Source organism: Variovorax ginsengisoli (genome assembly GCF_030811835.1).
Taxonomy (GTDB): domain Bacteria; phylum Pseudomonadota; class Gammaproteobacteria; order Burkholderiales; family Burkholderiaceae_C; genus Variovorax; species Variovorax ginsengisoli_C.
Genome location: NZ_JAUSRO010000030.1, coordinates 1 through 10,562, shown reverse-complemented (window position 1 = coordinate 10,562; position 10,562 = coordinate 1). Strand labels below are relative to the sequence as shown.

Below are 10,562 nucleotides of genomic sequence, written 5' to 3'. Positions count from 1 at the left end.
GAAGCCGTGTACGCCTACGCATACAAGGGCACGCGCTACGACTGCGGCGCCAAGGAAGGTTTTCTGCAGGCCACCGTCGAACTGGCGCTGGCGCATCCCGAAGTGGGCGCGCAATTTCGCGCGTACATGAAAAGCCTGGCACTTTGACCGCTTTTCACCAGATTTGTGTTTCACAACAACGATGTACGGGCGCACGCGGGCCAAATATTGTTGCGGTGCACAGATGTTGCTGATAATCTCTCCATATTCTGTTTACAAATCTGTGAGGACTTATATGAAGATTGCTGCTCTGGTTTCCGCCCTGTCGATCGCTACGCTGGCTGCTGCCCCTGCTTTCGCTCAGACTCCTCCTCCTTCGCAAGTGCCTGTGGCTGAAACCACGGCGACTGGCGGCACCGGCACCGGCGCTGGTGCAGCCGGCGCTGCTGTCGGCGGTGGCCTGACCATCGCTGGCGTCGGCATTGCCGCCGCTGTCGTGGCTGTGGCTGCCGTCGCAGGCAGCAGCAACAGCGGCAACTCCAGCGGTACCACCGGCACGACCGGCACCACCGGTACCGTTCGCTGATGGCGCGCGCCCTTCCTTCACAGGGAGGGCGATCGCTGAGAGCTCCGCATGCGGCTTATGCCGCAGCGCTGAAAAAATGCTGCCTTTTGACAGCATTTTTTTTGGGCATCAGCGGTTGCTCTTCGGGTACCACCGCCATGGTGGACACGGTCACAACGCTCTACAAAGGCAGCCCGGAGCCTGACGCCTCGGCGTTCAATCCGAAATTCCGCTATCTCCGCACGGTGTTCAACGGCAAGGTGTTCTATCTCGCCCTGGGCAACACCGAGCAACGCCCTGAAGGCACCGTCGAAGTCTGGTACAGCGGTGGCGGCGAAGTCGTGCGGCTGCTCGACGGCCGCGTCTACAGCACGTCGGGCCTTCCGGTCGACTGGCGACAGGCCCGCTTCAACCCCGCCCCTGCCCTGCCCGCCTGGAGCACTGCTGCCACGCGCTTTGTGCGCGAGCGCGACGTGATGCCCGGCTACCGCTTCAGCATCCGCGACGAAGTGGTGCGCACACCTGTTGCACCGCCGCGGTCGAGCGGCATCAAGGGAACTGCCGCAGCCAGCCTGCAGTGGTATGAAGAACGCAGTGCGTCAACCCCCGCAGCAGCATCGTTGCCACCCGCGCTTTTTGCGGTTTCGGTGGCTTCGGGCGCGCCGCAGGTCATTTATTCTGAACAGTGTCTCACCACAGATCTATGCATGAGCTTCGAACGGTGGACACCGAATTCGCCGGTAGCCGCAAACCCCACGCGCTCCGGCACATGACAACGCGCACCCACGCCCCACGCTTTCTTCCCCAGCGCAGCCACGTCGCTGCCGCCTGCCTGTTGTTGGCCACTTGCGCAGCCCACGCGCAAACGCCTGCGGCGAACGCCACCACCCCCACGGGCCTCGAAGGCCCAGGCAGCGTGCGTGCCGGTGAACGCCTGAGTGACTGGCTGCAGCGCCAGCCCGCCGAAGCCGCCACGCCCGGCCTGTCGTGGCTGGTGCCGCAAGAGCGGCTGGCCCAGCAGTTCTTGAAGAACACCTTGCTCGTGCGGCTGGAGACGTCGGTGCGCCGGCTCCCTGCAGCCGAGGCTGCATCGCGCCAGCAACTGCTGACCTGGTTGCAGCAGATGCCGGTCACCGGTCGCGTGGCCCTGGGCCAGCTCGATGCGAGCTACCTGCAGACCCACCCGGCACAAGACCCTGTGTTGGTGACGGGCCAGCAACTCATTCCCGCCCCGCGTGCAGACACCGTGGCCGTGGTGCGTCCCAATGGCGACGTGTGCCAGGTAGCACACACTGCCGGCCGGCTCGCGCTGGACTACGCGCAGGCCTGCGGCATGGGCGACGCGACCGATTTCGCCTGGGTGGCCCAGCCCGATGGCCGGACCGCCCGCGTGGGTGTCGCGTCGTGGAACGCGGCACCGTCCGACGAGCCCGCGCCCGGCGCATGGATCTGGGCACCGCCGCGCAGCATGCCCGACCTCGTTGCCATTTCCGAAGGCATGGTGCGCTTCCTGGCCACGCAAGGCCCCTCGCCACTGCAACGGCTGGTGCCGGCCGGTGCGGCGCTGACCACGACCGACCCGGCAGCAGCGCCGCCGCCCGCACCCGTGCCACTGCCCGTGCCGGCGACCACGATTTCCGTGCGACCCGAGGTGGCGCCGCAATACCAGCGTGTGGACTACACCGGCAACGACTGGGGCGAAATCGGCCTCTTGCAGACGCCGACCGCACGCATGGCCAAGGCCGGTGAATTCCGCGCCTCGTACACGCACGTTGCTCCGTATTCCCGCCTGAACGTCATGTTCCAGCCGCTCGATTGGCTGGAAGGCGGCTTTCGCTATACGTCGATCAGCAACCGCATCTACGGCATCAGTGACCAGGACTACAAGGACAAGAGCATCGACGTCAAAGCCCGGCTTTGGCAGGAATCGGCCTATCTGCCCGAGGTGGCATTGGGCTTCCGCGACGTGGGGGGTACCGGTCTCTTTTCTTCCGAGTATTTCGTCGGCAGCAAGCGCGTCGGAGATTTCGACTTCAGCCTGGGCATGGGCTGGGGCTATATGGCCAACAGCGGCAATATATCCAATCCGTTCAAATTGCTGGGTGACCGATTCGCCACGCGTCCTGCGTCGAACAATTCGGTCACGGTGTCGGGCAAGACCAATTTCGGCAACTACTTTCGCGGCCCTGCCGCACTCTTCGGCGGCGTCGAATGGCGCACACCGTGGGAGCCATTGACGCTCAAGGTCGAATACGACGGCAACGACTACAAGAATGAGCCACTGAGCAACAGCTTTGACCAGCGCACCCCGATCAATGTCGGTCTGGTGTATCGCCTTTCGCCCGGCGTGGAGTTCAGCGCAGGCATCGAGCGCGGCAACAAGGTCATGTTCGGCGTGACCTTGTCCACCAATCTGGCGCAAGCCAGCACGACCAAGGTCGCGGACCCGGCCACACCGCGCTTCGTACCGCAGGCACCCGCCCAATCGCCCGGCTGGCCGACCACGGCAGCCGACATCGAGTCACGCACCGGCTGGCTCGTCGAGCGCATTGCGCCGCAAGGCGAATCGCTGCATGTGTGGATTACCGAAAGCAACACTGTCTATCGGGAGGCACGCGTCGAGCAGATCACTGCAGTGCTCCACCGCGATGCACCTGCATCCGTCAAGAACTTCGTGCTGCATTTTTCCGAGCGCGGCATTCCCATGCACGCGCAGGTGGTCGACCGCACGGCGTGGGTCACCGCGCACTACCAGGCCCTGCCGCCGAGCGCTGCGCGCGAACCCATCCAGCGCGAATATGCGCCGGCGCCAGAGCCCCAGATCAAGCGCGCCTCCATGGCCGCAGCCAACGGCAGCACGGCATCGGCAGATGCCAGCACGATCACCGGCCCGTGGACGCGCCCACGCGACAACTTCAGCTTTGGCATCACGCCCAGCATCACCCAGATTCTGGGTGGGCCAGACGGTTTTCTGCTGTACCAGATCGGGGTGCAAGCTTCGGCGGAATACCGCTTTACCAGCAACACCTGGGCCAATGGCTCGGTCAATGCGCGCTTGCTGGACAACTACGACAAGTTCACCTACACGGCACCCAGCAACCTGCCCCGCGTTCGCACCTACCAACGTGAATACGTGACCAGCAGCCGCGTGACGATACCCAACCTGCAGCTCACGCATGCGGGGCAGCTCAGCGAGAACCAGTACTTCTCGATGTACGGTGGCGCGTTGGAAAGCATGTTTGCCGGCGTCGGCGGTGAATGGCTGTACCGGCCGTGGCACAGCCGCGTGGCCTTTGGCGTGGATGTGAACCACGTGCGGCAGCGCGGCTTCGATCAGGACTTCAGCCTGCGCGACTACAAGGTCAACACCGGCCATGCCACCCTGTATTGGGACACTGGCTGGTACGGCGTGCTGGCCAAGGTGAGCGCGGGCCAGTACCTCGCGGGCGACCGCGGCGTGACGGTGGACATCAGCCGTCGTTTCGATAACGGCGTGGCCATTGGCGCCTACGCGACCAAGACCAACGTGTCGGCCGCCCAGTTCGGCGAAGGCAGCTTCGACAAGGGCATCTATATCTCGATTCCGTTCGACGCCCTGCTCCCACGGTCGAGCTCGTTCGTTGCCAACTTCAATTGGGTGCCCGTGACGCGTGACGGCGGTGCCAAGCTGGCCCGCAGCAACACGCTCTACGAAATGACCTCCGCACGCGACCCGCGCGCCTTCAGCATGGGGCCGCCCAAGGCCGACACACCGAACGCCGGCGACAACATTCTGGACTTCGACAAGGCGCGTTGATCGGCGGCATCGGCTTTCCAATCACGCTAAGGACCCATTGCAACTTGCCAACTTTCTGGAAAGTGCTCGCGAAGACATTCTCGATGCGACTGTTGATTTTGCGCGGACCATTCCGGTCCTGAGCAAGCTGGACACCAAAGCCCTTCGCGACCATCTGCCGGAGCTGCTGAAAGTCATTTCCGCCGATCTGCGCACGCCGGAAACGCGGGCGGAATCGATACAAAAGTCGCTGGGCGATGCGCCTCCCGCCGATGTACCCACTTCGGCCCAAACGCACGGACTGCTGCGCGCCCAACTGGGCCTGTCGGTGGAACAGGTGGTTGCCGAATACCGTGCGCTGCGTTCCAGTGTCTTGCGGCTTTGGACAGACTCCTTTCCGGCCGACGACTACCCGACCGGCAAGGCAGCGGCCAACGATATCCTGCGCTTCAACGAAGCCATTGACCAGGCCGTGGCCGAATCCGTTGAGTTCTACGAAAGCGAGCGGGAGCGGTGGCGGCACATCTTCCTGGCCGTTCTCGGCCGCGACTTGCGGGGGCCGCTCGACGCCATCTCGCTCACCGTGGAACTCATGCGCAAAGAGGCCGGCGGCGACTCCAAACGCACGGCCATGCTTGCGCGCGGCGTCAAGCGGCTCGCATCGCTGCTGGATTCCCTGCTGGAATACAGCCGCTCGAGCCTGGGTGTCGGCATGATTTTGGCGCGGTCGCACACCGACCTGGGCGCCGCGTGCGCCGACGAGCTCGAACTGCTCCGTGCAGCCAACCCCAAGGCGCACATCGACTACCAGGTGACGGGCGACACCCAGGGCGAATTCGATGCCTCGCGCGTGCGCGAAGCGCTTGGAAACCTGGTTTCCAACGCCGTCAAGCACAGCGACCCCAGCCAGCCGACCGTGGTGTGCGTTCAAGGCGACGACCAGCACGTCCGCATTTCGGTAGACAACGCCGGCGAAATACCGATTGAAGAAATCGACATGCTGTTCGAGCCGTTGTACCGACGCAGCACGCCATCGTCGGAGGGCGCGCAGCACACGCACCTGGGGTTGGGCCTGTTCATCACCCGCCAGATCGCCAGGGCGCACGACGGCGAGGCCACTGGCACATGCGTGGCAAACCACGTCTGCTTCACCATCGAGCTGCCGAAGGCTCCTGGCCTTCCCTTGTCCGCTCCTGTTTCTTCTACTTGAGCGGTTCGTCCAGCAACTGCAACAGTTGCAGGACGCCGAGTCGAATTTCGCCCAGCCCTATCGCTGGCGCACCAGGACGAGGACTCAGGGGCGGTTCTTGTCTGCCGTTCTCAGTAATGCATTCGTATGACACGAAGTCGGCATCACCGGTATTGGAATCATTGTCGTATTTCACGATGAATGAGCTTACGACTCGTTACCAAACAATCTAGTATTGAATTATTTAGTTACATAAGTTAGATCGCAAGGTGCAGCTACCACTCCACTCGCGCAATACCTGAAACATGCGATGCCAAACATGTAACAGCAGCCTAGCATTTGATCTCAGAGTTCTGCACGCCTTTCATTGTTTGGAGGGCTGTGTTCGCAGTTCACGGAGATCAACATGTCCCTCGACCACGCCGCGCAAGTCGTCAGTTTCAAAGGCTACGACACAGACGCCTACGGCCCCCAAAGCATCAGTGGCCCCGACGATCCGCAGTTTGGCAAGCGCGTGTTGTGCGAAGGAGATTCGTGGTTTTCGCTGGGTGCGATTCCCTCGTCCAACCTGTTGTTTCCCCTGCAGTTTCGGCAGAAGACGTTGTTGATGAACCTGGCCACGCCCGGCGACACGTTGCTCAACATGACCAACCCTTCGACCAACGCGCCGCTCAAGCGGACGCTGGCTGAAACCCAGTGGGACGCGATCTTCGTCAGCGGCGGCGGCAACGACCTGATCGACAACATCTTCAACGTCATCTGCGAACCCTCCGTCGGGGCCGGCCAGCACTTTCTGGACTACATCGACCGCATCGAGCTGGCCGGCATTCGCGCCAACATCCAACGCTACCACCGGCAACTTGCGCAGCTGCGCGACAGTGGCAAGAACGCCGGCGTGCCCATCGTGACGCACGTCTACGACTATCCGACACCCCGCAATGCCAAGGCCAACATCGTCGGGTTCAGCCTCAAAGGCCCGTGGCTGTACCCTGCGCTCATGACGGCGAAGGTGCCAGAGGCGTTCTGGATTTCGATTGCCGACTACATCTTCGAATCGCTGGCGGCAACCCTTGTCGAACTGTCGGCGTTGATCGACAACTTTCACGTGATCGCCAAAACCAAGGGCACGCTGGTCCGAGCCCGGCTCGGCACCACCGGCAACGACGGCGACTGGCTCAATGAGATCCACCCCAACGCGGGAGGCTACAAGAAGCTTGCCGAAGTCATATCTCCCGAGTTGGACGCGCTGCTCTTCCCCTCCTGATTAGTCAGCCCTGCGAAATTTATTCCCAAGCTCAATCCGATGATGAAGTGCGTTGGCGAAGCGCACAGGCATCAGAGACCGCTGGTCTAAGGATTGCGCCTCTGAGGGCGAGCGCGATGACCGCGATCAGGTGCAACCAAAGGCCCTTGAGCCCCACGCGCACAATGGCGCTCAGCAGCCAGCGAATGTAGCCCGCCGTACACCGCACCGCATGCAACGCATAACCGGTTGCACCTTGCAGCCAGCACCGATCCATCCCGTTGTCGTGCTTCAGATGACCGATGACCGGTTCGACTGCCTGCCTGCGCCTGAGCCAGCGCCAGCGCCGCTGCGCATAGATCAATGATCTGAAGCCGCCGCGATAAATGATCACAATGCCTAAATTGGCCACGTCCACGCCCCGGAGCCCCAGGGCCACCATCGCCTGATTCGGGCTGCCACCGATGTCCTTCGTCAGGATCCTGACCTGTCCGAGTTGCTCGGCCAGCGTGTGGCCGTCGTACGGATTGCCCGTGAAGCTGCGAGCGCACACCATCAGGCCCTGCTTGTGCGTGACGGCCACGCTGACCTTCACGCCGAATTCATAGGGCTTCCTGTCCATACCTTGCCGATACAGTCGACTTTGTGCGCGTGTAGGGCATAGAGCTTGTTCTTATTCTTCGGACGCTGACTGCGGATGCGCTCGGCGCGGCCCATCAGTTTGTGCAAGCGATCCACGGCAGGCGAAGAAGCCGCGGGCAACTCGCTGAGCTCGCGCTGCACTGTGCGCTGGCGCCTGAGCAGCTTCTTCTCGCGCTCGAACTGCTTGGCATGGGCACAATCACCGGCCGCTGGAGACAGTATGCTCATGCCTACTGTAATAGTCTTTGATACGTCGAACTTTTCGCTCTCTTGCACATCAATCTAGTAGTCAATTTATTTGATAAAGGCATCCACCGTATGAAGTGACAACCCATCAATCCTTATTCTATTGATCTATTTACTCATCTTCAAAAACGTAAATACCTTTATGCAAAATCGCCTTCTCTACTGCTCTATCCTCTCTATCGCTCTAATTTCAGCTTGTGCCACCAAACCGCCAGAGGCCGCCGCCCAACGGATTGTGATGTTAGGCGACTCACTGACACACGGCAATCAGTGGGGCAATACGTTCCCTGCCTGCGAAGTTCTAGATATGGGCGTTTCGGGCAGTAAGGTGGAAGATATCGAGAACCGCCTAGCACAAGTATCCGCAGCAAAGCCTGATGTTGTCTTTGTGATGATGGGGACAAATAACATCTGGCGTGGCCAGACCGTTGACGAAACGCTGGTCAAATATCAGCGAGTCCTTACAAAGCTCACGTCACTTACGCCGAGGGTAATTGCATTGAAGGTTCCGGAGGCTTCTGACGGAATGCCGGACTATGCAAAATACAATCAATCCATACAACAACTGAACGCAGGCATAGCCGAAATCTCTCAGAAATCTTCAATTGATTTTGTTGATCCGGGAATAGACGGGGCTGATATTCAATATCTTAGAGTGAAAGATGGAGTACATCTACAGAAGCCCGCTTACAACTTGTGGTCGAAGAAGATTTCTTCTCTCGTGACTTGCGCCAAGCGCTGAATAATCAAAATTTATGCTGTTTCTTTATGCTGTTTCTTTATGCTGTGTCCGCGGAGATTGGCGGTCTTTGAACAGCGTAATCTTCACCTAGAGCGCGCGCGACATACCGCACTACTTTTAACACGGCGTCTCCGGCGCATCCCACACTCTCGCCACAGTGTGCAACTGCGTGCGAGCGACCAATTTCAGAGCTTGGGGCGGGCTAAGTCACCGCGCTTTTCACAGGCGACTGCCCAACACCCCCTTTCTTACCCAATCGATTGATGCGTGTGCGCATTGGATTTTCTATTAGATGATGAAGCAATGCCGCAAATAAAATCGTCATGCCCAACAATATTGCAACTTGAACTGGCACCGGCAATAAATATATAATACTACTTGACTTTCTCGCGACAGAATATATCCACTGGGGAATTCTCTGCACCATGTAGATGCAGTAGGAAATTTCCCCTAGATAAATTAACGCAGGTAGCGACATCGCAGGCGTTGCAACATCCTCCGAGAAGGATAGCGAATATATCAGCAGCGCCAACGAAACAACAACAAGAGTGTCAATTCCGATAAATAGCGTCAAAACAACCAAGGCAAATGCGGCCAATGAACCCCATTTACCTAGAAACTGGCCACCGCCCATTTGCCGCGTACGGCACAGGCATACACCCAAATAAAACTCAGGAATCAGGCGCCATAGACTGCCAGGGAGTGAAAGCTGGTTTCTGCCCCCATCCCATTCCACCAAGGCCAAACCCAGGACAGGAAGTAACATAAGCCATTTGACGTGTTTTTTTGCAGGTGCAATCCACAAAAAGACTCCGAAAAACAGATAGGCGAACCATTCTGCACTCACAGACCATGCGACATCGTTCCACCCATTACTTAGCCCCGGAAACCATGAATTCATCAACACCAGATTGCTTAAAAAGGCAAATCCAGTATTTCCGTCAACACCAATTGCAGGGCGATGCATAACGAAATGCTTAACTAAAATCATCCCAGCAGCGGCAAGCAAACAAATAATGTGAACCGGATATATTCGCGCAATACGTGCAAGCAAAAATCTTGCGTAATTTGAAGGAACCTCGCCATTCCTGGAGTAGTTATAGGTCAGTATAAAACCACTTAGGATGAAAAATCCATCAACTCCCAAATAGCCTTTATCAAAAATCGGAGTGCTAAATGATAGCTTGAAAAATACCCCATCCGCCCCATCGTAGTTATAAAACCAATGACGACACAAGACCCAAATCGCAAGAAAAGCTCGCAAGCTTGTTAGCGGATGAATAAATTTCATGATTTTTTGCCGTTGTAAAAATTTTTCAAAGCTACGCGCGACGCAATTTTAATTTTTATGGCACCGGCATGGTCGGAGTTCACGAATGCTTACATCTCAAACGTGCGATCACAGCGCGACTCTCTCATTGATCAAAGGCAGGCGGTATCGTGACTCTTCGAGTGAGAAATACGGGGTCAGATACATAATGGGCTCCGGTCGTTTAGGGGGTCCGCAGCGAGGAGTGGATCTTCGTCCACGCCACCGCGGGCCTTGGCGTTCTTGCCATAGAGCCGGTTGCGCGCAAGACGCGCTGGCTGAACGAACACAGCCGTTCCGGCCCAGCCCGCAACCAAGACGCCGAAGAACCGGATCTCGCGGGTGACGATGCCGGGACACTCAGATTCGACGGCGAGCATGGTTAGGTACGGTATCGGCATTTCTCAGGAACGACTAGGCGTTCTAACAGGCATCGACGAAATGTCGGCCAGCGCGCAAATGAACTAGTACGAATGGGGAAAGCACGCGCCCGACTGGTTGACAGTCGAGCGGCGTGCGTCAGTGCTGGACACACCGGCACCCTACTTTTACGTCAAAGATGACGGTATGGCTGCCCCGCTGTTGACTCCCACTCGCTCTCGCCTCAACAACAAGTTGAGATGCTCAAGATCGTTAAGAAGCCAACTGGCAGGCTTTAATGTTTATCTTCAATATCACATCAGGCAGTGTCGTCACTTGGCGCGTGCGGTGATGGAGGTGACGCGACCGTAGGTGTCGTCGAAGCGCACGATGTCATCTTCGCCGAGGTACCCGCCAGTCTGCACTTCGATCACTTCCAGCATGGTCTTGCCCGGGTTCTCCAGGCGGTGGACGGCGCCCAGCGGCAGGTAGATCGACTCGTTCTCGCGCAC

General features: G+C 58.9%; 8 protein-coding genes and 3 pseudogenes. 7 read left to right on the top strand and 4 right to left on the bottom strand.

From position 1 onward, the window contains the following. From J2W36_RS26405 to J2W36_RS26380, 6 genes and pseudogenes are all read left to right on the top strand, one after another. Nucleotides 1-147: pseudogene (locus tag J2W36_RS26405) on the top strand (UTP--glucose-1-phosphate uridylyltransferase); the annotation flags it as partial. A gap of 127 nt (nt 148-274) precedes the next feature. Beyond that, nucleotides 275-565: a hypothetical protein gene (locus tag J2W36_RS26400; RefSeq protein ID WP_307692766.1), complete on the top strand. Its 291-nt coding sequence runs from the start codon at nt 275-277 to the stop codon at nt 563-565. 137 nt (nt 566-702) lie between these two features. Then, on the top strand, nt 703-1,317 hold the full coding sequence (locus tag J2W36_RS26395; protein ID WP_307692765.1) for a hypothetical protein: 615 nt from the start codon (nt 703-705) through the stop codon (nt 1,315-1,317). Continuing rightward, nucleotides 1,314-4,340 (top strand): YjbH domain-containing protein, encoded by a 3,027-nt coding sequence (locus tag J2W36_RS26390; protein ID WP_307692764.1) that lies wholly within the window; start codon nt 1,314-1,316, stop codon nt 4,338-4,340. The genes J2W36_RS26395 and J2W36_RS26390 overlap by 4 nt, the downstream gene beginning before the upstream one ends. Before the next feature lie 37 nt (nt 4,341-4,377). After that, nucleotides 4,378-5,529: a sensor histidine kinase gene (locus tag J2W36_RS26385; protein ID WP_307692763.1), complete on the top strand. Its 1,152-nt coding sequence runs from the start codon at nt 4,378-4,380 to the stop codon at nt 5,527-5,529. Between the two features lie 385 nt (nt 5,530-5,914). After that, on the top strand, nt 5,915-6,772 hold the full coding sequence (locus tag J2W36_RS26380) for an SGNH/GDSL hydrolase family protein (protein ID WP_307692762.1): 858 nt from the start codon (nt 5,915-5,917) through the stop codon (nt 6,770-6,772). A 31-nt stretch (nt 6,773-6,803) separates the two neighbouring features. On the opposite strand, the pseudogene J2W36_RS26375 reads toward J2W36_RS26380, so the two are convergent. Further along, nucleotides 6,804-7,600, bottom strand: a pseudogene (locus J2W36_RS26375) (transposase family protein); the annotation flags it as partial. 181 nt (nt 7,601-7,781) lie between these two features. Between J2W36_RS26375 and J2W36_RS26370 the strand changes: the two are divergent. Then, nucleotides 7,782-8,381, top strand: a complete 600-nt coding sequence (locus J2W36_RS26370) for a GDSL-type esterase/lipase family protein (protein WP_307692761.1) — start codon at nt 7,782-7,784, stop codon at nt 8,379-8,381. Between the two features lie 202 nt (nt 8,382-8,583). Here the strand turns inward: J2W36_RS26370 and J2W36_RS26365 are convergent, their stop codons facing one another. The 3 genes and pseudogenes from J2W36_RS26365 to cpsB form a co-directional block, all read right to left on the bottom strand. Further along, nucleotides 8,584-9,672: an acyltransferase family protein gene (locus J2W36_RS26365; protein WP_307692760.1), complete on the bottom strand. Its 1,089-nt coding sequence runs from the start codon at nt 9,670-9,672 to the stop codon at nt 8,584-8,586. A 176-nt stretch (nt 9,673-9,848) separates the two neighbouring features. Then, entirely contained in the window at nt 9,849-10,070 is a 222-nt protein-coding gene (locus J2W36_RS26360) for a hypothetical protein (protein ID WP_307692759.1), read from the bottom strand. A gap of 312 nt (nt 10,071-10,382) precedes the next feature. Further along, nucleotides 10,383-10,562 (bottom strand): annotated as a pseudogene (gene cpsB / locus J2W36_RS26355) (mannose-1-phosphate guanylyltransferase/mannose-6-phosphate isomerase); the annotation flags it as partial.

Bases quoted from the DNA above. Each gene is read 5' to 3' on its own strand.
- J2W36_RS26370 (WP_307692761.1), top strand. From the start codon at position 7,782: ATGCAAAATCGCCTTCTCTACTGCTCTATCCTCTCTATCGCTCTAATT.
- J2W36_RS26365 (WP_307692760.1), bottom strand. From the start codon at position 9,672: ATGAAATTTATTCATCCGCTAACAAGCTTGCGAGCTTTTCTTGCGATT.
- J2W36_RS26380 (WP_307692762.1), top strand. From the start codon at position 5,915: ATGTCCCTCGACCACGCCGCGCAAGTCGTCAGTTTCAAAGGCTACGAC.
- J2W36_RS26360 (WP_307692759.1), bottom strand. From the start codon at position 10,070: ATGCTCGCCGTCGAATCTGAGTGTCCCGGCATCGTCACCCGCGAGATC.
- J2W36_RS26390 (WP_307692764.1), top strand. From the start codon at position 1,314: ATGACAACGCGCACCCACGCCCCACGCTTTCTTCCCCAGCGCAGCCAC.
- J2W36_RS26400 (WP_307692766.1), top strand. From the start codon at position 275: ATGAAGATTGCTGCTCTGGTTTCCGCCCTGTCGATCGCTACGCTGGCT.
- J2W36_RS26395 (WP_307692765.1), top strand. From the start codon at position 703: ATGGTGGACACGGTCACAACGCTCTACAAAGGCAGCCCGGAGCCTGAC.